21 protein-coding genes are annotated in these 25,490 nt (G+C 66.2%); 12 read left to right on the forward strand and 9 right to left on the reverse strand.

All coding sequences use genetic code 11. The features are described from left to right. Window positions 1-62: 62 nt before the first annotated feature. The 3 genes from AC3RCJ_RS19920 to AC3RCJ_RS19930 all read right to left on the reverse strand — a co-directional run bounded on the left by AC3RCJ_RS19920 (window position 63) and on the right by AC3RCJ_RS19930 (window position 4,589). Window positions 63-1,604 (reverse strand): CHASE2 domain-containing protein, encoded by a 1,542-nt coding sequence (locus tag AC3RCJ_RS19920; protein WP_492964495.1) that lies wholly within the window; start codon window positions 1,602-1,604, stop codon window positions 63-65. Window positions 1,605-1,723: 119 nt separating this feature from the next. After that, window positions 1,724-2,920, reverse strand: a complete 1,197-nt coding sequence (locus tag AC3RCJ_RS19925) for a serine hydrolase domain-containing protein (RefSeq protein WP_492964502.1) — start codon at window positions 2,918-2,920, stop codon at window positions 1,724-1,726. A gap of 172 nt (window positions 2,921-3,092) precedes the next feature. Continuing rightward, window positions 3,093-4,589: an alginate export family protein gene (locus tag AC3RCJ_RS19930; RefSeq protein WP_492964496.1), complete on the reverse strand. Its 1,497-nt coding sequence runs from the start codon at window positions 4,587-4,589 to the stop codon at window positions 3,093-3,095. A 209-nt stretch (window positions 4,590-4,798) separates the two neighbouring features. Here AC3RCJ_RS19930 and AC3RCJ_RS19935 point away from each other — a divergent pair, with 209 nt between their 5' ends. Both AC3RCJ_RS19935 and AC3RCJ_RS19940 read left to right on the forward strand, forming a co-directional pair. Continuing rightward, window positions 4,799-5,941 carry a sigma-54-dependent Fis family transcriptional regulator gene (locus tag AC3RCJ_RS19935; protein ID WP_492964497.1) on the forward strand — a complete coding sequence of 381 codons (1,143 nt, stop codon included), beginning with the start codon at window positions 4,799-4,801 and terminating at the stop codon, window positions 5,939-5,941. Between the two features lie 143 nt (window positions 5,942-6,084). Further along, on the forward strand, window positions 6,085-7,893 hold the full coding sequence (locus AC3RCJ_RS19940) for an NAD(P)/FAD-dependent oxidoreductase (RefSeq protein ID WP_492964498.1): 1,809 nt from the start codon (window positions 6,085-6,087) through the stop codon (window positions 7,891-7,893). Window positions 7,894-8,067: 174 nt separating this feature from the next. Here AC3RCJ_RS19940 and AC3RCJ_RS19945 read toward each other — a convergent pair whose 3' ends face one another. Further along, window positions 8,068-8,634, reverse strand: coding sequence for a YceI family protein (locus AC3RCJ_RS19945; protein ID WP_492964499.1), 567 nt, complete (start codon window positions 8,632-8,634; stop codon window positions 8,068-8,070). Between the two features lie 319 nt (window positions 8,635-8,953). On the opposite strand from AC3RCJ_RS19945, the gene AC3RCJ_RS19950 reads away from it, so the two are divergent. The 8 genes from AC3RCJ_RS19950 (at window position 8,954) to AC3RCJ_RS19985 (ending at window position 17,867) form a co-directional block, all read left to right on the forward strand. Then, the gene (locus AC3RCJ_RS19950; protein ID WP_492964500.1) at window positions 8,954-9,469 is read left to right on the forward strand and encodes a sigma-70 family RNA polymerase sigma factor; all 516 of its coding nucleotides are present in this window, start codon (window positions 8,954-8,956) and stop codon (window positions 9,467-9,469) included. A gap of 8 nt (window positions 9,470-9,477) precedes the next feature. After that, on the forward strand, window positions 9,478-10,491 hold the full coding sequence (locus AC3RCJ_RS19955; protein ID WP_492965036.1) for a FecR family protein: 1,014 nt from the start codon (window positions 9,478-9,480) through the stop codon (window positions 10,489-10,491). A gap of 102 nt (window positions 10,492-10,593) precedes the next feature. Then, window positions 10,594-13,542, forward strand: a complete 2,949-nt coding sequence (locus tag AC3RCJ_RS19960) for a TonB-dependent receptor (protein WP_492965010.1) — start codon at window positions 10,594-10,596, stop codon at window positions 13,540-13,542. Between the two features lie 35 nt (window positions 13,543-13,577). Beyond that, entirely contained in the window at window positions 13,578-14,201 is a 624-nt protein-coding gene (locus AC3RCJ_RS19965; RefSeq protein WP_492965011.1) for a biliverdin-producing heme oxygenase, read from the forward strand. 11 nt (window positions 14,202-14,212) lie between these two features. Continuing rightward, window positions 14,213-15,352 carry a TonB family protein gene (locus AC3RCJ_RS19970; protein WP_492965012.1) on the forward strand — a complete coding sequence of 380 codons (1,140 nt, stop codon included), beginning with the start codon at window positions 14,213-14,215 and terminating at the stop codon, window positions 15,350-15,352. A gap of 185 nt (window positions 15,353-15,537) precedes the next feature. Next, window positions 15,538-16,347 carry a methionine ABC transporter ATP-binding protein gene (locus AC3RCJ_RS19975; protein ID WP_070222288.1) on the forward strand — a complete coding sequence of 270 codons (810 nt, stop codon included), beginning with the start codon at window positions 15,538-15,540 and terminating at the stop codon, window positions 16,345-16,347. Beyond that, window positions 16,340-17,014 (forward strand): methionine ABC transporter permease, encoded by a 675-nt coding sequence (locus tag AC3RCJ_RS19980; protein ID WP_121669992.1) that lies wholly within the window; start codon window positions 16,340-16,342, stop codon window positions 17,012-17,014. Before AC3RCJ_RS19975 ends, AC3RCJ_RS19980 begins: the two co-directional genes overlap by 8 nt. Window positions 17,015-17,039: 25 nt before the next feature. Further along, window positions 17,040-17,867, forward strand: coding sequence for a MetQ/NlpA family ABC transporter substrate-binding protein (locus tag AC3RCJ_RS19985; protein ID WP_492965013.1), 828 nt, complete (start codon window positions 17,040-17,042; stop codon window positions 17,865-17,867). A gap of 51 nt (window positions 17,868-17,918) precedes the next feature. Here the strand turns inward: AC3RCJ_RS19985 and AC3RCJ_RS19990 are convergent, their stop codons facing one another. From AC3RCJ_RS19990 to AC3RCJ_RS20000, 3 genes are all read right to left on the reverse strand, one after another. Next, window positions 17,919-19,061, reverse strand: coding sequence for a benzoate/H(+) symporter BenE family transporter (locus AC3RCJ_RS19990; protein WP_492965021.1), 1,143 nt, complete (start codon window positions 19,059-19,061; stop codon window positions 17,919-17,921). Between the two features lie 248 nt (window positions 19,062-19,309). Further along, entirely contained in the window at window positions 19,310-20,794 is a 1,485-nt protein-coding gene (gene pdxR / locus AC3RCJ_RS19995) for a MocR-like pyridoxine biosynthesis transcription factor PdxR (protein ID WP_492965014.1), read from the reverse strand. Continuing rightward, entirely contained in the window at window positions 20,791-21,720 is a 930-nt protein-coding gene (locus AC3RCJ_RS20000) for a hypothetical protein (protein WP_492965015.1), read from the reverse strand. Before AC3RCJ_RS20000 ends, pdxR begins: the two co-directional genes overlap by 4 nt. A 142-nt stretch (window positions 21,721-21,862) precedes the next feature. On the opposite strand from AC3RCJ_RS20000, the gene AC3RCJ_RS20005 reads away from it, so the two are divergent. Together AC3RCJ_RS20005 and AC3RCJ_RS20010 are read left to right on the forward strand one after the other, a co-directional pair. Further along, a complete protein-coding gene (locus AC3RCJ_RS20005) occupies window positions 21,863-22,318 on the forward strand; it encodes an META domain-containing protein (RefSeq protein ID WP_492965016.1) in 456 nt (151 codons plus the stop codon). Between the two features lie 50 nt (window positions 22,319-22,368). Continuing rightward, a complete protein-coding gene (locus tag AC3RCJ_RS20010) occupies window positions 22,369-23,082 on the forward strand; it encodes an HAD-IA family hydrolase (RefSeq protein WP_492965018.1) in 714 nt (237 codons plus the stop codon). A 27-nt stretch (window positions 23,083-23,109) separates the two neighbouring features. Here AC3RCJ_RS20010 and AC3RCJ_RS20015 read toward each other — a convergent pair whose 3' ends face one another. Together AC3RCJ_RS20015 and AC3RCJ_RS20020 are read right to left on the reverse strand one after the other, a co-directional pair. Further along, the gene (locus tag AC3RCJ_RS20015; RefSeq protein WP_492965019.1) at window positions 23,110-23,943 is read right to left on the reverse strand and encodes a hypothetical protein; all 834 of its coding nucleotides are present in this window, start codon (window positions 23,941-23,943) and stop codon (window positions 23,110-23,112) included. Next, entirely contained in the window at window positions 23,940-25,475 is a 1,536-nt protein-coding gene (locus AC3RCJ_RS20020; protein WP_492965020.1) for a hypothetical protein, read from the reverse strand. The genes AC3RCJ_RS20015 and AC3RCJ_RS20020 overlap by 4 nt, the downstream gene beginning before the upstream one ends. Between the last annotated feature and the right edge of the window lie 15 nt (window positions 25,476-25,490).

Raw genomic sequence — 25,490 nt, forward strand, 5'->3', positions numbered from 1 at the left:
CCGCAATACCGCGGCAAACTATCGGCCAGCCATACCCAGGCCATTGCGGCACGCCGCCATGGCTAAATCACTGCGATGATCAACAACAGCACCGCCAGCGGTGCCTGCACCAGCACGATGCCCGGATGCGTACGGCGCAACCGGGTCCAGACGGACAGGCCAGGCGCTTCCGCGTGCGGGTGGTGGGCTTCGTCGCGCAGCGACATCGCGTGCAGGAACATGCCGGCGATCAGGGGGCCGGGGTTGACCCACCAGCCCTGCTCGAGCAAGCCGCGCGACAGGTAGATGGCCAGCGCGCCGATGGCAAACGGCGAAGCCCACACCAGCGCCAGCATCAGGCGGATGCCATAGAATTCCGCCACGGTGCCCATGCGGTGCAAACGGCTGAAATCGTGGTCTTCCATGCGCTGGTCGATGGCCAGTTCGGCGCGGCCATACAGCGTCCACAGGCCGCCGAACAGGCAGCCCAGCAGCACGCCGATGACGATGTCGGCCGCGAACACCACGTATTTGTTGACGTCGGCCGTGCCGATGCCCAGCGACGTGTGGGCGGCCGCGTGCAGGTGCAGGCCCGCCTGCTCGCCTTCGGCCGTCGTATAGCGGTCGCGCACATCATAGCTGCTGCCGATGTACACGACGTTCTTGCGTAGAGCATTCGCCGCCACGCCCGCCTGGCCGTCGATCAGTTGGACGCGCGTGCGCGTGGGGTTCAGGAATGGCGGCGCCATGGCGGCCGGGTGGAATGGCGCGGTGACGGCATTCTGTTCGGCCGCCGCCTTGGCGTCGCCGTGGATGACGGGTTCAAATGCCCAGCGCGCCAATTCCTTTTCGCTGCCCGTGCGCCGCGCCAGCTGGCACACGCGGCCGGCCAGTGCCAGCCCTTCCTTTTGCTCGGACAGCACGGCCGGCATGGGCTGCTGCCGCTCCTGCTCGTCGGCGCCATGCGCCAGCTCGAAGGCCACGGCCGCCAGCACGGGGCTTTTCAGCTCGATGCGCGTGACGGCGCCCATGCGTTCGCGGATCCGCGGGCTGGCGAAGTGGATGCCGGCCGCGCAGCGCGCGCGTATCCAGGCCAGGTTCGCGTTGCGGTCCGATTGTTCGGGCAGGATCAGCACCAGTTTCCGGCCATCGGCGGCCAGCCGGTCGAGCAGGCGGTCCAGCGGCCGTTCGCCCGCCTTGTGCTGTTCATACACGGCCGGCGCCAGGTCCAGGTCGATGGCCAGCACCTGGCTGCCGCGCGCGGCGGCGCTGGCGATCACTTGCTCCAGGCGCGTGCGTTCCAGCGGTTCGCGCTCGTCGAACACCTGTTCGAACGCGGGCTGGTCGATTTCGATGATGCCGGGACGGTAGGCGGCGCCCGGGTCCTTGTCCCGCTCCAGCAGCTGGCCCTGTTCCGCGCTGGCGCGCAGCATGGCGGCATCGAGCCATTCGAGCACGTGAAAACCTTCGAGCACCAGCATCAGCGCGGCGATCAGGCTGGCGCCGATCACGTGGTGCAGCAGATGCGTGCCCGTCAGCTTGAAGGCCGAGCCCAGCTGGGCCACCGGCCATAGCAGGCGCCGCCAGAGCGGCGGGCGCGGTTGTTCTGGCTGGCTGGTTTCCACGGTGCTTCCCCTTGCGTGCGGCGCTGAATTATCACTCAAGCAACAAGTAATGACGAAAGGACAGTGTATTGCAGTTGCGTCCGTTCCGCCGCACGGCTGCCACAGGCCAGCCTGGCAGCTTACTTCGGCTTGGCCAGCAGCAGCTTGCCCAGCGCTTCGAAGGCCGGCGTGGTGGTCGGGTCGTTGGCCGCGTTGGCCGCCGTCGGCGTCGAGGCGAAGCGCACGATCACCATTTCCGCCTTCGGATCGACGTAGATGCGCTGGCCGTACACGCCGCGCGCCATGTAGGCGCCATGGTCGTTGTGCGTGACCCACCACATGTCGCGGTAGCTCCAGCCCTTGAGCAAATCGTAGCCGCCCTTGGCGAACAGCTGCTTGTCGCCGCCGCGGCGGATATCCTCGACGGCCGCCTTGGGCAGTATCTGCTGGCCGTTGTAGCGGCCATCGTTGCGCAGCATTTCGCCGAAGCGCGCCAGGTCGCGCAAGCCCGCATTCAAGCCGCCGCCGGCAAACGGCGTGCCCGTCGAATCGACCGTCATGTAGGCATCCTGCTCGGCGCCCAGCTTCTGCCAGACATGCTCGGACAGGTAGTCGTTGACGTTCTGCCCCGTGACGCGGGCGATGATCCAGCCCAGCACGTCGGAATTGACCGTGCGGTAGCCGAAGGCCTCGCCATGCCGGCCCTCGTGCCGCACCGTTTGCAGGTACTCGAAATAGCTGCGCGGCCCCGTGTAATCCTTGGGCTTGGGCAGCGGGCTGCCGGCCGCCGCGTGCTGCCACACTTCCGCCTTCGGGTCGGCGTAGTCTTCGCTGAATTTCAGGCCCGTGGTCATGTCGAGCACCTGGCGCACGGTGGCGTCGCCAAACGCCGATTTCGCCAGTTCCGGCACATACTCGGCCACAATCTTGCCAGGATCGAGCTTGCCTTCGGCCACCAGCGCCGCGCCGATGGTGCCCATGACGGACTTCGTCACCGACATGGCGCCGTGCTGGCCGCTGTCCTTCAGCACGCCGAGGTAACGTTCATACACGATGCGGCCCCGGTGCAGCACCACGATGCCATCCGTGTAGTTGGCGCCCAGCGACTGTTCCCAGGTCATCGTGTCCTGCGCGCCCAGGGGCGTGAAGCGCAGGCTGTCGATATCGTTGCGCAGCGCGCGTTTCAAGGGCACGGGCGCCTTCAAGCCGCGCTCCACTGCCACCGTCGGCATCAGCTGGCGGAAGTGCGACACGCTCCAGCGCAGCTGCGGGAAGTTGAAATAGCTGCCATCGTCGAAACGGATGATCTTGTCGGCCGGCGGCGGCGCGCCCACCATCCATTGCAAGGCGGCCGGATCGCTGGCGGCGGCCGACAGCGGGGTGGCAGCCACCTTGGTCGTCTCTGCCGCGTGGGCGCCGGCGGCCAGCGCCAGGCAGGCGGCGGCCAGGGCCAGGCGTTTCATGCTGGGAAAATCGTTCATGCGATGCTCTCCTTGATCAACAAAATACTTAATAAACCCATACCACGTTCGCCAGCCAGCCCGTCCAGGTCCTGGCCTGGCCATTCACCAGCTGGTTGACCCCGGACTGTGCGAACGAGGCGCTGAAACCCAGCGTCAGGTAGGTATTCGGGTTCACCACGCGCACGTACTTGACGAAGACATCGTTGGCCAGCATCGGGCGCAGCACGCCGGCGATCACCACGGGCGCGTCGCCCGGCACGTCGAGGCGCGTGGCCTGGCCGAACTGCAGCGGGCTGCCCATCCGGTTGGCCCGCACCTGGGCCAGGTAGGCGGTCACGGTGTCCTTCGGCGTCGGGTGCAGCTCGATGGTGGCCTGCAGCGCATTCACGTTGGCATTCACGAAAACCCAGGTGGCCTTGCTGCCCGACGCCCAGGCGCCCGGCGTGCCTTCGAAGAACAGCGGGTCGAAGCGCTCGTTGCGCGCCGTACGCGGGTCGTCGCCTGAAAAGCTCTGGTAGCCAAGCGTGAACTTCGGCGTCCACGTCACGCCGGGCAGCGAAAAACCCCCTTCCGTGCGCCAGCCCCAGGCCCGCATCGGCTCGCGCGTATTCCACTCGCGCGCGGCGTCGACGCCGAACCAGCCTTGCGACAGCACGGCGGGCAGCACGGGAACGCGGGCGTAGCCATACACGAACTGCAAGTCCTTGCGCCCATCGGGCACGGCCAGCGGTGCGCCGACGCCGCCCGGCGCCGCCTGCGGATACGCGGCATGCGAACGGGGCACCTTGCCATACGCGATGCCGGCCTTGCGCTCGTTCGTGGGGGCGTAGCTGACATCGACGCCGACGACGCGCGTGCCGCTATCGTTGTCGGGGTTTTCATTCGGGTCGAGGTAAAACGCCTGGGCGCTGAACGCGTCCTGGCTTATCTTGGCCACCACGGAATTCTGGAAGGCCTTGCGCGGCCCCAGTTTCAGCGCGCCACGGTCAAAGCCGTTCGAGCCGCCATTGGCGATCAGCATGCCCGTGCCCAGCGTGAAATTCTGCGCGCCGGCCGACAGGTCGAGCATGGCGCGCGTGCCGCCGAGCGGCATGCGGATGCCGGCGACGAATTCCTCGATCGAGATGCGGCCCGTGTCGCCCGCGCCAAACGGGTCGTGGCGCACGGTGGCCGAGCCGACGGCGGAAACGCGCGCATACAGCTGTTTGCCGTCGCCCAGCTTGCGCTTGAAGCCGAGCGCCGGCTTGACATAGAACTCGTACCAGTAGGGCTTGAAATCGAAGTCGGGATTGCGCGCCGGCGTATTCGACAGCTTCCAGAACAGATTGCTCTCGCCGGCTACCTGCACGCCCGCTTCCACGGAACGCGTCGTTTGCCAGCCGGCGCCCATGGCCGGTTCGACGGCGGCGCGCCGGGCCACCTCTTTTTCCATGCTGCTGCGGCCATCGGGATCGAGCTGGCCGGCGGCGCCGCAGGCGGCGCTCCAGCCCAGCAGGGCCAGGACGAGTGCATGGCGCACCGGGAACATCGCTTGCGTTGCCATAGATATCCCTTGCGTTAACTGACTGTCGATTTGAGCGGATGTTATCAGAGATGCTCTTTTTTATTGTTGTAAAGCATCCTATTGTGCGGCGCCGGGCGCTGAGACGAACGTCTCACGCGCGCGCCATGCTGCAGCGCAGGATGCGCCATCCCCGCCTTCATGCTACAAACGGGCATACCATACAAAATACCGAGACACCGGAGAGCGCCATGCCCTACGTCCGCCAGACCAGCCATATCGACCGCGTGCGCGACCTGATCGCCGGGCGCATCGTCAATCCGGGGGCCGACATGGCCAGGCTGGCCTCGTCGTACCGGCGCTCGCTGGACGACTACCGGCTCGACCCCGCCTCCACCACGGGGCCGCGCATCCTGACGGGCGCCGAGCTGCGCGCGATCCAGCAGTCCGAGGAAAATTTTCTGCGCTCCACGGGCCAGTGCCTGCCGCGCCTGCACGCCATGGTGCGCGAGGCGGGCTACTGCGTGATCCTCGCCAACGCGCGCGGCGTGACCATCGACTACGTGGTCGACACGGACCAGCGCAAGGACTTCAAGAAGGCGGGCCTGTATCCGGGATCATGCTGGTCGGAAGACGAGGAAGGCACCTGCGGCATCGCTTCCGTGCTGCTCGACCAGGAAGCCATCACCGTGCACAAGACCGACCATTTCCGCGCCGCGTTCACAGGGCTGACCTGCAGCGCCGCGCCCATCTTTTCGCCGCATGGCGAGTTGATCGGCGTGCTCGACGCGTCGGCTTTGAGCTCCCCCGACGCGCGCGACAGCCAGCGCCTGGTCAAACAGCTGGTGCGGCAGGGCGCCACCCTGATCGAAGACGGCTTTTTTCTCAAGTCCTACGGCCATTGCTGCATCCTGCTGGCGCACCGCAACCGCCATTTCGTGGAAGTGCAGCCGGAAATGCTGCTCGCCATCGACGAACACGGCGACATCGTTGCCGCCAACGGCTGCGCGCGCGACGTCATCGGGGGCCTCGATACCCTGCCGCGTCCGGTCGCCGAGGTGCTGGAAGTGCGCGCCGAACGCCTGTTCGATGCGCGCGCGGGACACAGCCTGCTGTCGCTGCGCCTGGCCGGCGGTGGCGGCTGGCTGCATGCGCGCGTGCGCGCGCCGCTGCGCCAGGCCAGCGCGCGCCTGCGCGCCGGAAGCGAGGCCCCCGTGGCGGACAAGGCGGTGCAATACGCGCCGCAGGAACTGGCCGAGCGCACGCGCATCGTCAACGCCATGCATGCCGCCAAATGGCGTCCGCTGCAGGCGGCGGCCATGCTGGGCGTCTCGCGCGCCACCCTGTACCGGCGCCTCAAGCAGTTGAAGATCGTGCCGCCGCACCGGCAATAAGGCGATAAACACCCTGAGACTTCCGTCTCAATAGCCGCCATGCTGCAATGCAGGATGCGGCGCCAGAACGGCAGTGATACAACATCGTCAGCGGCAACACAGCCGCATCCCATCATAAAGTCATCAGACTTGGAGGAGACACGATGCAAACCGATATCAAGCAAGCCGACCTGGCCGTGGCCAGCATCCTGGAGCAGCTCGAAGGTGCCCTGCGCGCCAGCGACAGCACGGGCGCCGCGCAGCTGTTCGAAGAGGACGGCTACTGGCGCGACCTGGTGCTGTTTACCTGGAACCTGAAAACCCTGGAGGGCCGCGGGCAGATCGCCGCCATGCTGGCCGCCCAACTGGGCGCCGTGCAGCCCGTGACCATCCGCATCGCCGACGGCGAACATGCGGTCGAAGCGGGCGGCGTGCTGCAAAGCTGGATCACGGTGGAGACGCAGGTGGCGCGCGGCGTGGGCTTCATCCGCATCCGCGACGGCAAGATCTGGACCCTGCTCACCACCATGAGCGAATTGAAGGGTTTCGAGGAAGCCAAGGGCGGCCGGCGGCCCATGGGCGCGGAACACGGCGCGCACACGAACCGCAGCAGCTGGCTGGAGCACCGCGAGCAGGAAGCCAGGGAACTCGGTTACGCGCGCCAGCCGTATTGCGTCATCATCGGCGGCGGCCAGGGCGGCATCGCGCTCGGTGCGCGGCTGCGCCAGCTCAATGTCCCCACCATCATCATCGAGAAAAACGCCCGCCCCGGCGACAGCTGGCGCAAGCGCTATAAATCGCTGTGCCTGCACGACCCCGTCTGGTACGACCACATGCCGTATATCCCGTTCCCGGACAACTGGCCCGTCTTCACACCGAAGGACAAGGTCGGCGACTGGCTGGAAATGTACACCAAGGTGATGGAACTCAATTACTGGGGTTCGACCTCATGCGAATCGGCCAGCTTCGACGAGGCCAGCGGCGAGTGGACGGTGCAGGTGCTGCGCGACGGCCAGCCCGTCACCCTGAAGCCGAAGCAGCTGGTGCTGGCCACGGGCATGTCGGGCAAGGCGAACATGCCGAAGTTCAAGGGCATGGACGTGTTCCAGGGCGAGCAGCAGCACTCGTCGCAGCACCCGGGGCCGGACGCGTATGTCGGCAAGAAGGTGGTGGTCATCGGCGCGAACAATTCCGCGCACGATATCTGCGCCGCCCTGTGGGAGGCGGGCGTGGACGTGACCATGGTGCAGCGCTCGTCGACGCACATCGTCAAGTCCGATTCCCTGATGGACCTGGCCTTGGGCGACCTGTATTCGGAACGGGCGCTGGCGGCCGGCATGACCACAAACAAGGCCGACCTCACGTTCGCCTCGATCCCCTATAAAATCCTGGCCGACTTCCAGAAACCCGTCTTCAAGGCCATCCGCGAGCGCGATGCGGATTTTTACCGGCGCCTGGAAGAGCGGGGCTTCATGCTCGATTTCGGCGACGACGATTCGGGCCTGTTCATGAAATACCTGCGCCGCGGCTCCGGCTACTACATCGACGTGGGCGCCTCGGAACTGGTCGCCGACGGCAAGATCAAGCTGAAAAGCGGCGTCGGCGTGCAGGAACTGAAAAGCCATTCCATCGTGCTGTCGGACGGCACTGAACTGCCGGCCGACCTGGTGGTGTACGCCACCGGCTACGGCTCCATGAATGGCTGGGCGGCCGACCTGATCTCGCCCGAGGTGGCGAATAAAGTGGGCAAGGTGTGGGGCCTGGGATCAAACACGACGAAGGACCCGGGCCCGTGGGAGGGAGAGCAGCGCAATATGTGGAAACCCACGCAGCAGCAAGCGCTGTGGTTCCACGGCGGTAACCTGCACCAGTCGCGCCATTATTCGCAGTACCTGTCGCTGCAGCTGAAGGCGCGCATGGAGGGGTTGAGCACGCCCGTGTACGGGCAGCAGGAGGTACATCACCTGGCGTAAAGGTGATGCAGCCCGCGTAGGTCGGATGAGCGGCACGCCGCGTAATCCGACACATTGTTGGCGGCTCATGTCGGATTACGCGCGGCTTTGCCGCACTAATCCGGCCTACCGCCACTCAAAAAAAATGGCGGCGGACCGAAGTCCGCCGCCATTTTTACGTCATGCAGCCAACGATTACTGCTTGATCGCTTCGATGGCGAACGTCAAGGTCACGTCATCGCTGACGGCTGGCGCATATTTGCCGGCGTTGAATTCCGAGCGCTTGATCTTGGCCGTGGCATTGGCGCCGCAGGCGTCTTTCTTCAGCATCGGGTGCGGCGCGCAGGCGAACGAGGTGACGGTCAGGGTCACCGGCTTGGTCACGCCCTTCAAGGTCAGGTTGCCTTCGACGGAGGCCAGCTTGTCGCCGTCGAAATTGAACTTGGTCGACTTGTAGGTGGCGACCGGGTATTTGGCCGTGTCGAGGAAGTCTTCGCCCTGGATGTGCGAGTTGAACAGGGTCGAGCCCGTGTCGACGGATTTGGTGTCAATCAGCACTTCGACGGCGCCCGTCCTGGCGGCGCGGTCCAGGGTGACCTTGCCGGTGGTGTTATTGAAACGGCTTTGCTGCGTCGAGAAGCCCATGTGGGTGTACTCGAAACGGGGGAAAGTGTGGCTGCCATCGATGACATAGACTTCCGGGGCGGCAACAGCGGACAGCGAGAAGCCGGCGGCGGCGATAAAAGCGAGCAGTTTTTTCATTGTAAATTCCTGATAGGGAGTGGAGGATGTCAAAACCGCAACCGGCCGCAGGCGGGAAGCGCTGCGGCTGATTGTCTGGCTTCAGTTGCAACAGATTATGCATGGCATGAAGATCGATGTAAAACGGAAAATTTACCTAATTAGCATCGATAAAATCGATAATAACGGCGATTGTGTCCGCGACAGCGCCTTCTGCTGCCGATTATTGTCCGCCTTGCTAAAAATATCCAGCGTTATCCACACCATAGATGAGAATGATTCTTGTTATTATTTGATGGGCTTGCTATCATGGCGCGCTTTGATCACGGGGACATGCGCGGTGCTTGAACGCTATTACCAGGAATTGCTGCGCCTGATTTCGCGCTCCACCGGATGCCGCGACAAGGCACAGGACGTGGTGCAGGAAGCCTATGCGCGCATCCTGGCGCGCAAGACGGCCAGCGGCGCCTGCGTCCTGCGCGGCGATGCGCCGCCCGACAGCGGCCAGCGCGCCCTGCTGTACGTCACGGCGAAAAACATCGCCATCGACGAACAGCGGCTGCGCCAGAGGCGGCCCCACGACGCGCTCGACGAGCCGCACATGCAGCTGCGCGCGCCGCGCGCCGACGAACCCGAGCAACGGCTGCACGACCGGCAAACCATGGAGCGCCTGCTGGCCATCATCGACGCCTTGCCGCCGCGCTGCCGCCAGGCTTTCGCGCTGTACAAGTTCGACGGCCTGAGCCAGATCGAGATCGCCGCCCAGATGGGCATCTCCGTCAACATGGTGGAAAAACACATCATCAACGGCATGCTCGCCTGTAAAAAAGGCTTGCCCGAGCGGGACACGGTATGAAACAGCGCATGACATCACAAGACACGACGGCAGACGACATCGACTACCAGGCGGCACAGTGGCTGCTGCGCCACGACGCAGGCCTGGCCGCACATGAACTGGCGGCATTGCGGCAATGGCTGCAAACCGATGCCCGCCACCAGCGCGCCTGGGACGAGCTGGCCCGCGCCGACGTCCTGCTGGCCGCCTTGCCGGCGCAGCGCGTGGCGGCCTTCAGCCAGCCCGCCCCGGCGCCCGGCCTGCCGTCAGCGCTGCTGCGGCGGCTGCGACAGCTGCGCCATGCGGCCAGCTTGCCGCCGCGCGCTGCGCTGGCCGGCGGCTGCCTGCTGCTGTGCGGCCTGCTGGCCTGGCCGCTGGCCAGCCATCTGCGCCAGCCCGGCTTCCAGCACGACTACAGCACGGCGCGCGGCCAGCTGGCCACGCAAGTGCTGCCCGACGGCAGCCGCATCGAACTCGATAGCGGCAGCGCCATCGAAGTGACCCTGTACCGCGACCGGCGCAGCGTGCGCCTGCTGCGTGGCCAGGCCATGTTCCATGTGCATGCCGATGCGGCACGCCCATTCCAGGTGCTGGCGGGAGCGGCCACGGCGACGGTGCTGGGCACGCATTTTTCAGTGCGCCACGTGGGCGCCGCGACACAGGTGAGCGTGGCGCAAGGCACGGTACGCGTCGAAAGCGAAAACGCCGCCACCGGTACCCACGCTACCGTGCTGCATGCCGGCGAGACGGTGGCAGTCACGGCGCGGGGCATGGGTGCGCCGGCCGGCGTCAGCGCGCAGGCGGTGGGCAACTGGCGCGAGGGACGGCTCAATTTCGAGAACGCCACCCTGGCCGACGCGCTGGCGGAATTCGAGCGCTATGGCGATACGGGCCTGCTGCTGGACGATCCCGTGCTGGCCAGGCTGCGCCTGAACGGCAGCTTCGACGCCAAACAGCCCGCGCAATTCGCGGCCGCCCTGCCGCTGGCGCTGCCCGTGCGGCTGGTGGCGGCCGGCGGCAGACAGCGCATCGTCGCCCGCTGAACTCCTTACGCCGATACAAATAAAATCCAGCGGGACGTCAGGGTAAATGATACTCATTCGTTTTAACTATGAATGATCCACCACATCACCATAGGAAAAACGATGCATACCACGCCAAGACACAGTGCCCTTCCTGCCAGCGCCCTGCCCCGTCCGTCCACCCGCCTCACCCCGCTGCTGCTGGCCATCGGCCTGGCCTTCGGCGCGCCCGCCTTCGCGGCGGCCGCCGCAGCGCCCGCGGCCCAGGTGGAATGGCACATTCCGGCGCAACCCCTGAACCGTGCGCTGAATGAACTGGCGCGCCAGGCCGGCATGGTGCTGCTGGCCGATGCGCGCCTGACGCAGGGACGGCAAAGCGCGCCGCTGCAAGGCCGACATTCGCTGCCGGACGCGCTGCGCCAGCTGCTGGCCGGCAGCGGCCTGCAGGCGCAGCTGCAAGGCGGCACGACCATCATCATCAGCGCACCGGCATCGGTCGCCACCGGCGCGGTGCAGATCGGCACCCTGCGCGTGAATGGCCAGGGCGGCAGCGGCCTGTTCGAGGCGGACGACACCGACCCGGCCGACCTGCCCTACACCACGCCAGCAGCCTCCGTGTACATCGGGCGCGAACAGATCGAACGCTTCCGCGGCACCTCGCCGGCCGATATCTTCAAGGGCGTGGCCGGCGTGCAGGTGGGCGACAGCCGCAACAGCGGCGCCGTCGACGTCAACGTGCGCGGCATGCAGGGCCAGGGCCGCGTGCCCGTGCTGATCGACGGCAGCCTGCAATCGTCGACCGTCTACCGCGGCTACGCGGGCATCGCCGACCGCAGCTACATCGATCCTGACCTGATCAGCGCCATCCGCATCGACAAGGGCCCGAACCTGTCGGCGCAGGGCGCGGGCGCCATCGGCGGCATGGTCAGCATGCAGACCTTGCGCCCGGAAGACATCCTGCTGCCCGGCCAGCGCACGGGCGTGCGCCTGCGCGGCGGCATCCAGGACAACAGCGTGACGGCACCCGGCGATTTCGGCAGCGCGCCGCGCACGCAGCGCAACAAGCTGGGCGACCCGCGCAGCGGCTTTGCCAGCATCGCCGTGGCCACGCGCCAGGACGACTACGACCTGCTGGCCGCCATCAGCCACCGCAGCATCGGCAATTATTTTTCCGGCACGCGCGGTTTCGAACGCTATCAGCTCCCCAATGCATGGGGTGGCGACGATGGCGTGACGCAGTTCTTCAAGAAAGGCGACGAAGTGCTCAATACGGCCAACCGCACCACCTCGGCCCTGCTGAAGGCCAACCTGCGCCTGCCGCACGCGCAGAAACTGGAATTGGGCTACCGCTATTTCGACAGCAGCTATGGCGAAATCATGCCCTCGCAAATCTACCGCAACAGCACCGGCAGCATTCCCCAGTGGGACCCGAGCCAGGTGCGCACCAACGCCCTGACGGCGCGCTACGAGTGGAAGCCCGAAGGCCAGCAGCTGATCGACCTGAAGGCCAACCTGTGGCTGACCGACATGCAGAGCAAGTCGCGCAACGGCGACATCTTCAGCAATCCGCTCGAAGGCAAGCCCAATCCCGGCGACCATGAATGCAAGGAATGCGTGGAAGTGCTGTACCTGGCGAAGAACCAGGCGCGCAGGGTCGGCGCCGACCTGACGAATACCTCGCGCTTCGCCAGCGGCATGGGCGCGCTCAAGCTCGACTACGGCCTGTCGCTGCAAAACGAGGATATCGGCCCGGCCGACAGCGTGACCATCCTCGACGACGACCTGAACGCCAACCACACGCTGCGCAACGGCAAGCGCCACGAGCAAAGCGTGTTCGCCTCGCTGCAGTGGCAGGCGCGCGACTGGCTGAGCGTCGAGGCCGGCGGGCGCTTCCAGCGCTTCGATACGCGTGACCGCAACCGCCGCGCCGAACAGCAGTATCATCCGCAGGGCTGGCAATGGGTCACCATGTGGGACAAGAACGGCGGGCAGATCGGCGCCGCGAAATGGTACCAGGATGCGCAGGGCCGCTTCACGCCCGCCACCAATCCGGCGCTGGTGGGCGGCATGGTGGAGCGCTATGGCGAGGAACCGGCGCCGCTGGACCTGTCGCAGGTGGACCAGTGGAACGGCAACGGCTATGTGTTCCGCGACGCCATCGCCGGCCAATTCAAGTACAGCACGCCGATCCGCCGCCAGGACCACGGTTTTGCGCCCACGTTTGCGCTGACGGCGCGCCTGTCCGACAGCGTCAGCCTGTTCCTGCGCGACGCGCGCGGCCTGCGCATGCCCAGCCTGTACGAATCGACGATGGGCTTTTCGGCCACCTATTCTTCGCCCTTGAAGGCCGAGCGCAGCCATAATCGCGAAGTGGGCCTGAGCGTGATCCGGGATGGCGTGTGGAGCGCCGCCGACAAGCTGCGCCTGCGCGTGGCCTACTTCGACAACGTCACCCACGGCTACATCACGCGCCGTCCGATTCCCGACCTGCCGGCCCATGCGCAGAACTTCTCGATGGCGAACACGGACAAATACAGCGTCTCGGGCGTCGAATTGCAGTCGTCGTACGACCGGGGCAGCGTGTTTGCCGACTTTTCCGGCACCTGGAACCGCAAGACCCTGATCTGCGACGCGGCCACGGCGGCCTACCTGCGCAAGGCCAGCAAGTGGCAATCGGATATCTGGAACACGCCCGACTGCTCGCCCGTCGGCTTCTCCAGTTCCTACGTGAGCAACCATATCCAGCCCAAGCTGAGCGCCAACCTGACCCTGGGCACGCGCTGGCTGCAGGAAAAACTCACCGTCGGCACGCGCCTGACCCACGTCGGCCATCCGCTGGCGCGCCAGGACGACAAGGCCGTGTGGCAGTCGTGGACGGGCACCTCGCCGCAGGTGCTGACGCAGGCGTATACGCTGGCCGACCTGTTCGCCAGCTACAAGATCACGCCCAACGCCACCGTCGACGTGGCGGTGGACAACCTGACGGACCGTTACTACCTCGATCCGCTGACCCTGAGCCTGATGCCGGGACCGGGCCGCACGGCGCGCGTCACGCTTGGCGTGCGGTTCTAACGTGATTCATCCTTATAATAGAGAGTAAATATTCCATGCATGCAACAAGCGCCACCACCACCACCACCTTGAACGCCATTCCAATTGACGCGGCCCCGACCCGCAGCCAGCGCCTGAAAGCCGACACCATGGCCACCCACGACTTGCTGGACCAGCGCATCATGGCCAGCGCGCCGTTTTCCAGCCGCGACAATTACGCGCGCTTCCTGCAGGCGCAGTACGCGTTCCTGCGCGATGTCGACGCGCTGTACGACAACGCCCAACTGGCCGCCCTGCTGCCGGACCTGGACCAGCGCCGCCGCTACGCCAGCATCGCGGCCGACCTGCGCGACCTGGGCACGACCCTGCCCGCCGATGCGGCCACGCCGCCGTTCGACGCGCAACTGGACCTGGCCACGGCGCTGGGCTGGCTGTATGTCAGCGAGGGCTCGAAGCTGGGCGCGGCCATCCTGTATAAACTGGCCGGCAAGATCGGCCTCGATGAACACCACGGCGCGCGCCACCTGGCCGGCCATCCGGACGGGCGCGCGCGCCACTGGCGCGAGTTTACGTCGGTGCTCGATACGGCCGCCCTCGATGACGCCGGCGAAGCGCGCGTGATCGACGGCGCGCGCGCCGCCTTTTTGCGCATGCACGGCCACGTGGAGGCTTGCGCCTGATGGAGCAGCCAGTGAAACAGGCGCCGGTGGAAGCGCACACGGCACGGCTGCGCCGCTGGGCCTGGACGGCGGCCGGCATGCTGATGGTGGCGCTGGGCGTGATCGGCGCCCTGCTGCCCGTCATGCCGACGACGATCTTCCTGATCCTGGCGCTGGCCTGCTTCAGCCGCGCCTCGCCGCGCCTGGAACACTGGCTGCTGCACCACCCGCGCTTCGGCGCGCCGCTGCGCCAGTGGCGCGAACACCGCGCCGTGTCGCGCCGCGGCAAGGCCCTCGCTTGCCTGGGCATGACGATAGGCTTCGTCGCCATGTGCCTCGGCCATCCGCCATGGTGGGTCATCGTCCTCGTGGCAACGCTGGAAATGGCCGTCATCATTTACCTGCTGCGCCGCCCGGAAGGGCCGGTGCCGGCGCCGCCGCCAGACAAGACGCCGCCGACGGACTGGCACAAGCCGTTGACCGTCGCCGCCGTCTTCGCCATGCATGGCGCGCTGCTGGGATGGGTACTGTACCAGCGCGCTGCCGCAGCGCCCGTGCTGGCCAGCGTGCCCGACTCCGCGCAGCCGGCCATGCTGCTGTACCTGCCGGCCGCCGCCCCGCCGCGTCCGTTGGAGCAGAATCTTGCCGAACGGCCCAGCGCTGCGGCCGCGCCGTCGCGCGCCCTTGCCAAAAAGACAGCGCCAGCCATGCCGCAATTCGTGCTGCCGCAGCCGGATGCCGCGCCCATGCCGCCGCAAGCCGAGGCCGTCGCGGCCGTCGCCGAGGTGCGCCATGCCCCCGTCACGCCGGCGCCGGTGGCCACGGCGTCTGTCGCGGCGGCGCCGCCCTCGCCGGCCCTGCCGCCGGCGCCACAGGAGCGGCGCAGCGGCCTATCGAGCTGGGAAGGCAAGGTGCTGGCGCGCATGGAGCGCTTCCGCCGCTATCCGACGGCGTCGCGCGCGAAGCAGGAACAGGGCGTGGTCTACCTGCGCTGCCGCATCGACCGCGACGGCCAGGTGCTGGCGGCCGCCGTCGAGCGCAGTTCCGGTTCCGCAGCGCTGGACCAGGCCGCGCTCGACACCTTGCAACGGGCGGCGCCACTGCCGCGCATCCCCAAGGAACGGCCGGACCCGCTGGAATTATCGATTCCCGTCGAATTTTCCATCGGCTGAGCGCACAAAAACCGCTTTTACTCTCGCCAAATACCCATATAGACATTATTTGCATATTCAAAGCAAGATTCTGTCGTAGGAGTAATAACACGATCGGAGGTATACTACGCAACCGACGTAACAGGCTGGGCGATTTGGCCCCTGCAAGCGCGCCTGTCACGGTCCAATAAAAAAGGAAACACTGCATGACCACACCACACCGTACGCCGGTGATTCGCATCGATGGCGCCAACAAAACCTTCGCGCTGCCCAAGGGCGAACAATTTCACGCGGTCAAATCGGTCACGCTGGAAGTCTATCCCGGTGATATTTTCGGCCTGATCGGCAAGAGCGGCGCCGGCAAATCGACCTTGCTGCGCCTGATTAACCTGCTCGAGCGCCCCGACAGCGGCACCATTACCGTGGCCGGGCGCGAATTGACGCGCCTGGGCAAGAGCGAACTGCGCGACGCGCGCCAGAACATCGGCATGATTTTCCAGCAATTCAACCTGCTGCAAAACGCCAGCGTCTTCGACAACGTCGCCTTCCCCCTGAAAATCCATGGCACGACCAAGGGCGAGCAGATCGCCGCGCGCGTCGAGGAATGCCTGGCGCTCGTCGGCCTGTCCGACAAGCTGCACAGCTATCCGGCGCAATTGTCCGGCGGGCAGAAACAGCGCGTGGCCATCGCGCGCGCCCTGGCCAGCCACCCCGACGTGCTGCTGTGCGACGAGCCGACGTCCGCGCTGGACGCGGAAACCACGCGCGCCCTGCTCGACACCTTGCGCGACATCAATGCGCGCCTCGGCGTGACCATCGTCATCGTCAGCCATGAGCTGTCGGTGCTGGGCGCCATCTGCAACCGCGTCGCCGTCGTGGAAAACGGCGCCATCGCCGAACAATTCGACTTGAGCGACACGGCCACCCCGCGCAAGACGGCGCTGGGCCGCGAGCTGGCGTATTACGGCACCGAGGCGTTTGAAGCGACCGCATGGAAGGATGCAACACATGTTTGAAGAATCGATCAATAACGTCGTCAACCTGCTGCCGGAAATCTGGGTGGCGCTGGGCCAGACCATGACCATGCTGGGCATCGGCCTCACGGCCGCCATCCTGATCGGCGGCCCGCTGGGCATTTTGCTGTTCCTCGTCTCGGAAGGCCAGTCGCTGGAAAACCGCCCGCTGTCGACCATCCTGGGCTGGCTGGTCAATACCGTGCGCAGCTTCCCCTTCATCATTTTGCTCGTCGCCCTGACGCCGTTTACCCGCATCATCGCGGGCACCTCGATCGGCCCGCTGGCGGCTGCCGTGCCGCTGTCGTTCGCCGCCATTCCCTACCTGGCGCGCCTGGTGGAACAGAACCTGCGCGAAGTGCCGCGCGGCGTGATCGAGGCGGCGCACGCCATGGGCGCCTCGGAAATGCAGATCATCTTCCGCGTGCTGCTGGTCGAAGCGCGTTCCGGCCTGGTGCTGGCCCTGACCGTGCTGTCGATCAGCTTCCTGTCGTATTCGGCCGTGGCCGGCGTGGTGGGTGGCGGCGGCATCGGCGACCTGGCCATCCGCTACGGCTACTACCGCTTCGAGACGGACATCATGGTTGCCACCGTGGCCATCCTGATCGTGCTGGTGCAAACCATCCAGTTCGCCGGCACGCGCATCGCCAAGCGCCTCGACAAACGTTAATTCATATTCAGAAACAAGGACCTGCATGAACCACATTCGCCGCACCGTGCTCCTGGCCGCCGCCAGCCTGGCCTTCGCCACCGCCGCCCACGCCAAGGATCCGAAGGAAATCGTCATCGGCACCAGCTCCGGCCCGTATTCGGACCAGCTGAAGCTGGGCATCAAGCCCATCCTGGAAAAACAGGGCTACAAGGTCAAGATCGTCGAATTCAACGACTACGTGCAGCCGAACTACGCGCTGGCCGAAGGCTCGCTGGACGCCAACGTGTTCCAGCACATCGTCTATCTGACCAAGTTCGCCACCGATAACAAGCTGCCACTGAGCGCATTAATCACCGTGCCGACCATGCCGATCGGCCTGTACGGCGGCAAGCAAAAGACGCTGGCCGACGTGAAGAACGGCGCCACCATCACCATGCCGAACGACCCGACCAACCAGGCGCGCGCGCTGGTGATGCTGGCCAAGATGGGCTGGATCAAGCTCAAACCGAACGTCGACCCGCTGCGCGCCTCCGAGCGCGACGTGCTGGAAAATCCAAAAAAACTGAAACTGGTGCCGCTGGAAGCGGCGCAGCTGCCACGCTCGCTGGCCGACGCCGACTACGCTTTCGTCAATGGCAATTTCGCCCTGGCCGCCGGCATGAAGCTGACCTCGGCCCTCGCCGTGGAAAAAATCTCGGACAGCTACATCAACCTGGTGGCCATCCGCACGGCCGACAAGGGCAAGCCGTGGGTGAAGGACCTGGAAGCGGCCTACCGCTCGCGCGCCTTCCTCGACGCGACGAACAAATACCTGGCCGGCTACGAAAAGACGGATTACCAGCTGGCGCTGGAAAAGACCCTCAAGAAGTAAACCGCGCGGCGACATGCGAAAGGACGGTCCGGCCGTCCTTTTTTTACGCCCTCAGTTTGCCGCGGGCCGGCGTTTGACGTGCATCAGCAGATGCGCGGCCAGCCCCGCCAGCAATCCCCACAGCGCGCCACCCACGCCCAGCAGGGTGACATTGGCAGCCGTCGCCAGGAAGGTGATCAGGGCCGTCTCGCGCATGCGCGCGTCGGCCATCGCATGGGCCAGGCTGTTGCCGATGGCACCCAGCAGGGCCAGGCCGGCCAGGGCCGTGATGAAGGTGCGCGGCAAGACCATGAACAGGCTGGCCAGGGTCACGCCGAAAATCCCCACCGTGATGTACAGCACCCCGCACACCAGGCCGGCCAGATAGCGCTTGGCAGGATCTTCGTGCGCGTCCTTGCCGGTGCAGATGGCAGCCGTGATGGCGGCCACGTTGAAGGCGTGCGCGCCGAACGGCGCCATGAGCAGCGAACCGAGGCCCGTCGTCACGAGGATGGGATTGGCGCTGACCTGGTAGCCGTCATTGCGCAGCACCAGCATGCCCGGCATGTATTGTCCCGTCAGGGTGATCAGGAACAGCGGCAGCGCCACGCCCAGCAGCGCCTGCACGGAAAAGCGCGGCAGCTCCAGCACGGGCGCGGCCAGGCGCAACTCGATGCCCTGCACGTCGATGCGCCCCTGCGCCAGCAGCAGGCCCACGCCGATCAGCATGATGCCGACCACCGCAAAGCGCGAGGTGTAGCGGCGCAGCACGGCATACGACAGCAGCAGCACGGTGACCAGCAGCGGATCGGCGCTGGCGCCGCCGAAGGCGTTCACGCCGAACTGCAGCAATATCCCGGCCAGCAGGCCGGCGGCGATACCGCCCGGTATCAGGCGCACCAGGCGCTCGAAGGCGCCGGACATGCCCAGCACGATGAAGGCGATGGCGGAAACGACATAGGCGCCGATCACTTCCGCATACGGCGTGCCGGGCATGACGGTGGCCAGGAAGGCCACGCCCGGCGTGGACCAGGCCGTGATGACGGGAGTGCGGTAGCGGTAGCTGAGCCAGATGCCCGTCACGCCCACGCCGATACTCAGCGACCAGACCCAGGACGCCGTCTGCGCCGCGCTGAGCTGTGCCAGCTGGGCCGCCTGGAAGACCAGCACGAAAGTGCCGCCATAATTGACGAGGACCGAAATGAAGGCGGCCATCGCGGGCGAGGCGAGATCCTTCCAGCGCGGCCGCCCTGCCGCCCGCGTGTGCTCGATTGCTGCTGTCCTGTTCATGCGCGTATCCTTTCCGATGGTGTCGATGCGGCAGGAGGACGGCATGCGGCCCCCTGCCGCGGAAAGCAGGCATCTTAGCCTTGACGCGGACTGCTCGAGCAGTCCAATTGCAGATCACGCGACAGACCACATTGGCGGCACCAGCTCACAATGGTTTGTTTTTGCATCGCCATTCAGGCAAGCGCACGCGCCAGGCGCCGGATGCCGCTCTCGATGTCGTGCGGCGTGAGCGCGGCATAGCCCAGCAGCCATCCGCCGCGCGCCGGCGGCGTCGCGTACAGGCGGCTCAGGCCCGGCAGCGCGATGCCGGCGCGCGCCGCGCGCCGTATCGTGTCCGGCTCCGACCAGCCTTCGTGCAGCAGGCAGGGCAACTGCAGGCCGCCGGGCGGCAGGTGTGCCGTGGCGACGTGCGGCAAGTGGCGCCGCACCGCGTGCGCCGCCGCATCGCGGCGCACCGCATAGATCTTGCGCATGGCGCGCAAGTGCGCGGCAAAGTGGCCATCGGCGATGAAACGCGCCAGCGTCAGCTGGGCCAGCTGCGGCGTGTGGCCGTCGAGGATGCTGCGCGCATACGTCATCGGCGCGACCAGCGCATGCGGCAGCACCATATACCCCATGCGCAGGCCCGGATACAGCGACTTGCTGAAAGTGCCGATGTAGATGGTGCGCTGCTGGCGGTCGAGTCCCTGCACGCAGGCCGTGGGCAAGCCTTCGTAGTGGTACTGGCTGTCGTAGTCGTCTTCGATGATCCAGCCCTGCCGCTCGCGCGCCCAGGCGACCAGGGCCAGGCGGCGCTCCAGCGCCAGCGTCACGCCCGTCGGATACTGGTGCGATGGCGTGACATACACCGTATTCGCGCCGCTGCGGTCCGCCAGCAGGCTGTCCATGCGCATCCCGTGTTCGTCCACGGGCACCGGCACGATCTTCAGCTGCGCCATCTCGAAGGCCTTGCGCGCGCCGAAGTAGCCGGGATCTTCCATCAGGATCGGTGCGTGGGCATCGGCCAGCACCTGTGCGCACAGGTACAGGGCCTGGCGCGTGCTGCTCAGCACCAGCACCTGCTCCGCCGTCGCCGTCGCGCCCCGCTCCAGGTTGACATAATCGGCAATCGCCTGCCGCAATGGCGCGGCGCCCTGCGGGTCGCCGTGCAGCAGGATGCTGGCGCGGTGCTCGCCGGCGACCTGGCGCTGCAGGCGCTCCCATAATTCGACGGGAAACGACCGGGTTTCCGGCAATCCCGTGGCAAACGCCTGCACGCGCTGCTGGTCGCTCACGCCGCCGCTGGCAAGTATCTGCGCGCCCCTGGCGCTGAGCGCCACGGGCGGGGCCGGCAAAGGCGGCGGCGCCTGCGACGCGCGCGCGCGCATGCCCAGCAGGTCGGCCCCTATGGTCTCCGAGACAAAGCTGCCCGAGCCCTCGCGGCGCCGGATATAGCCGTCCAGACGCAGCTGCAGGTAGGCCATTTCCACCGTGTCGCGCGACACGCCCAGCGATTGCGACAGCGCGCGCGTGGCCGGCAGGCGCAGGCCGGGAGCCAGCACGCCGTCAAGTATCAGCTGGCGCAGCGCGCGCTGCACGCGCACGCGCAGCTCCAGCGCGGCCAGCTGCGGCTCGGCAAGGCGCATTTTCAGGGTATCGAGCTCGAAGCCGGGCGTCATGTGGCGCTTCGCCCGGCCAGGCCGGCATTGACGGCGGCCACGCTGCTGGCATGGGAAAAGCCATGCTGCTGCAGCACACCCACCAGCTGTTCGCCGGCGCAGCCCAGGCGCAGGTTTTCCGCCACCCACTCGCGCCATGCGTGGCTGATTTCCGCCATCGGCTCGTCTTCCACGGCCATATCGAGAATCAGCCTGGCCAGCAAGCCATTGATGCGCCGCGTGTCGATCAGGTGCTGCACCACCGCGTGGCCCGAATGAGGGAACGGATGCAGCGTGCAGCGGCCGAACGCCGCCAGGCGCTGCGCATGCATGGCGTCCAGGTTCACCGACTCGCCTGCATTGGCGGAGTCGGGCCGGGTGCCGAACAGCAGGTGCAATTCCGTGCGTTCCGTGGCGCGGGCGCGGCACAGGGCCGCCAGGTCATAGTAGCCGGATGGCGGCGGGTCCTGCGCCAGCGACTGCATCACGGGCAGCCAGCGCAATTCGTGATACAGGCGCGCCTGCTCCACGTCGAGGAAGGACAGCGGGCCGAAGGCGATGATCTGCTGCGCGTCGAGCAGCAGGCCATACATGACGGCCGCATACGCGCCCATGGACTGGCCGATGGTAACGAGCCGGGATGGCGCGATGGCGCGCACCAGCTCGCGCAGGCCCTGCGCCGTTTCATCGGCATGGCTGCCCAGGCCATCGATGCGGCGGTGATACCAGGCGTTGGCCGAATCGCGCACGAGGATCTTGTTCAGGTGCTGCCCGCTCGATTGCTCCAGCTTTTTCAGGCGGCCGTAAAAATCGAAGGCGGGACGCGTGGTCCACGAGACAAAGCCGAAGGCGATGACCAGCGGCGCGCCAGGCACGATGCGGTCGACCAGCACGTCGTCGTCGCTGGTCTCGACCAGTCTGTTGTCCAGCACTTGCGCTTGCGGCATCGCTTCGGCTCCCGGGCAAGGGTGAAAAGCATGAGTTTAATGCCAATACTGGCAAAAGAGAAAACAATCACGGGCGTAGCGGCGGCGGCGGCAAAAAATCTGCTAGTCTGGCTGGCATTGCCCACGACCTGAGGAGTTATCCATGCCGCACCGCCTGAACTACCTGCCGCTCGCCGCGATGATCGCCTTGGCCGCCGGCTGCGCCGCCACCGCCGATGCCGGCAAGCCCGCCGACGCGGCACCGCAGGCCAGCCTGACGAATACCTACTGGAAGCTGACGGAACTCGGTGGCGCCCCGGTGGCGATGGCGCCCGGGCAGGAACGCGAAGTGCGCATCACCTTGGCCGACGACGGCAAGGTCAGCGGCTTTACGGGTTGCAACCGCGTGATGGGCGGCTACAGCGTGGCCGGCGCCACGCTGCGCTTCACGCAGCTGGCAGGCACGCGCATGGCTTGCCCGCCGCCGCTGATGCGGCTGGAAAGCGCCGTGCTGGCCGGCCTCGATAGCGTGACGGGCTTCCAGGTCGACGGCGAGCACCTGCTGCTGCTCAAGGATGGCGCGCCCGTGGCCCGCTTTGAATCCGTCTACCTGAAATAAAACCGCGCTGCCGTTACAATGGCTGCCAGCCCATCTCCTGGAAGGAAGCCATGTCCGCCCTGCCCTCGCCGTCCCCCACGCCGCTGCCACCGGCGGCTGGCCGCTATCGCGCACTGCTGTTCGACATGGATGGCACCATCATCAATTCCATCGCCGCGGCGGAACGGATCTGGGGCACGTGGGCACGGCGCCAGGGCCTCGACGTGGCCACCTTCCTGCCCACCATCCACGGCGCGCGCTCGGTCGACACCATCGCCAGGCTGGACCTGCCCGGCGTGGACCCCCAGCACGAATCGCAGGGCATCACGGCGGCCGAGATCATCGACGTGGCGGGCATTATCGAAATCGCCGGGGCGACGCGCTTCCTGCGCTCGCTGCCGCCCGCGCAATGGGCCATCGTCACGTCGGCGCCACGGGCGCTGGCCGTGGCGCGCCTGCAGGCGGCCGGCATGCCGCTGCCCGCCGTCATGGTGACGGCGGAGGACGTCAAGGCCGGCAAGCCGAGGCCCGATTGCTACCTGCTGGCGGCGCGCCAGCTGGGCGTGGCGCCCGAGTCCTGCCTGGTGTTCGAGGATGCGGCCGTCGGCATCGAGGCGGGCGAGGCGGCGGGCGCCACGGTGATGGTGGTCACGGCCACGCACGCGCATCCGCTGGCGACGCGGCACGCCAGCATCGCCAGCTATGCTGCCATCGCGGCAAGGCTGGACAAGGAAGGGTTTATCGTGCTCGAGGAAGTGGCGCCGGAGAAGACCGGCGCCGGCTGACAGCGCGGCATGGCGCGCCGTGGCATTCTAGTGGATGCGGTTCAGCAGCGCCGGCTGTCCGAATTCCACCAGTTGCGCCTTGGATTTCTGCATGTAGCTGGCCCAGAAACCGGCCAGCGCCTGCATGGTCTTCGGATCGCGGTAGGTCTTGCTCTTCTGCCCGTCGGCGGCCAGCAGGCCGGCGCCGATCACGTACACGCGGGCGCCGCCGAAATCGGCCAGCATCTGGTTTTCCTCGATCGTGCGCATCTCCTTGATCGAATCGATCTTGCGCACGGCCCTGCCCTGGTCGGCGTAGAAATTGGCCACCGATGAATTTTCCAGCATGTCCGAGACGATCAGCACGACCTTGTTCTGCGTCGGCGATTGCTGCACCATCGCCGAAATGGCCTTGATGCTGGCCACCACGTCCGACTTCGCGATATCGCTGCTGGTGTTGTCGAAGGCACTGCGCAGCGCCTTGCCCATCAGTTGCGCGGCCTGCTGCGCCTGGCGCGTCGTGCATTGATCGAACTTCGACAGCATGGGCTTGGAAATATCGTCGCGCTGCCCCGGCTGCAGCAGCTGGTCGAGCGCACCCGAAGCGATCACTTCCGTATAACGCCCCTGCGTGTAGGCGGAAAACGTCACCACGGTAAACGCATTGCCGGGGGCCAGGAATGGCTTGACATTGTCCGCCACCAGTTGCTTGAGGCTGGTATCGAGCGGCGTCGTCTGGTCGATGGCCACGAACAGCTCCGTCGCCGGCTTGCCGGCGGCAGGCAGATTCTTGCTGTCATAGCAACTGCGCAAGGCATCGCCGGGACCGGCCACGGCAGCGCCGGCCAGCAGCAGCTGGACTACAGGCAACAACCATTTCATAACAGGTCCTCCAGCTCGGCATCGCGCGACTTGCGCTCTTCCTTTTGCTGCTTCAGGGCGGCGAGCACTTCCGCGTGCAGCTGGGCCGGCAAGCCGCCGATCAACTGTTTCTTCGCTTCCTTGTCCTCGCCGAGGGCATCGAGCTGGCGCAGGATGTCCGCCAGTTGCGGCGCGTCCGCCTGCACCGCGGCCTTGACGGGCTCAGGCGCAGGAGCGGGCGCCGGGGATGGCGCCGGCGCCGGCTTGGCGGCGGCGCGGGCGGCTTCCTCGCGGGCATGGTCGCGTTCGTGGTTGCGGTCGCGATGGTCGGCCGTGCGCGCTTCCTGCACATAGTCGCGGAAAGTCTTGCTCAGGTGCTGGCCCGAGGTGCCCACATTGCTATTGTTGGCCATGATGCGCTGCTGCAAGACCGCCAGTTTGGCCTGCGCCGTGTCGGCGATGCGGCGATAGTGCTCGCGCACGGCCGAATACGTGGCATAGCGGCCGCCACCCATGGCGGCGAACGCCTGCGCGCTGTTTTCGCCCGCAAAGCCCCAGCGGTAGCCAAAGATCACGCCCAGCAATTGCAGGAAGACAAACACCACGGCAAGGATGATGAAGGTAGCCCAGCCGCCACGGCCGTCGATCTTGGCTTCATCGGCCGCCACTTTCTTGTCGGCGTCGTTGTTCGAGGCCGCATCCGCATCGGGCAGCGCCACTTGCTGCATGTCCAGGCTGTCGCTGGCGGCGCGGCTGTTATGGTCGATCTCGGCGCTGACGGTGCTGACGCGGTGCGCCAGTTCCTTTTCCAGTACCTGGCCGCGCACATAGGTGGCGAAACCGGCGATCACCAGCACGATCACCAGGGTGGCGATGCTGACGACATAGCTGGGATGCGCGCCCACGCGGTTGCACAGCTGCGTGTACGACGGCATGCCATCGTCCTGCGACTGGTCGCGCGCCAGCGGAATGGTGCCCGTAAACAGCTTTTCGCGGCGCTTGTCCTCGATCCATTCACGCCGCGCATTCTTGATGCGGCCCGATTTATACAGTTCGTGTCCGGCAAAGTGGGTAAATGCCACCAGGATCACGGAAATGAGGAAGGCGATGCCATAGGCACCGTTCTGCTGCAGATTCTCGCTGGCGCCGGGAATCGTATAGCCGGCCAGCACATACGAGAAACCCAGTGCCTCGACAAACACCGTCGATACCGTCAACAGCCAGATCCAGCCCGGCGTGTTTTTGCGGCCATTATCGCCAGCCTTGGTCAGGTATGTGACTTTCTCATTGAAATCATGTTCGTCCTGCACATGGACGAAATTCTTGTACTCCTGGCACAAGGTGCGCTCGCCGGAAAACCAGCCCGGATAACTGCTGTCTTCATTCGCATCGCGCGACAAGGTGGCAATGCGGCCCACGACGGGGAAACTGACCCAGGTATTAAACCACCACCATTTGACCTTTTCCCACAGGACGGCAATTACCACTGCCGCCAGCAAGACGCTGACAATGCTCCACGCCGCCAGCGGGTAGCTTGCAATAAATTCTTTCATTTCAGGTTCCCTCTA

Source organism: Janthinobacterium sp. GW822-FHT07H11 (assembly GCF_058798615.1).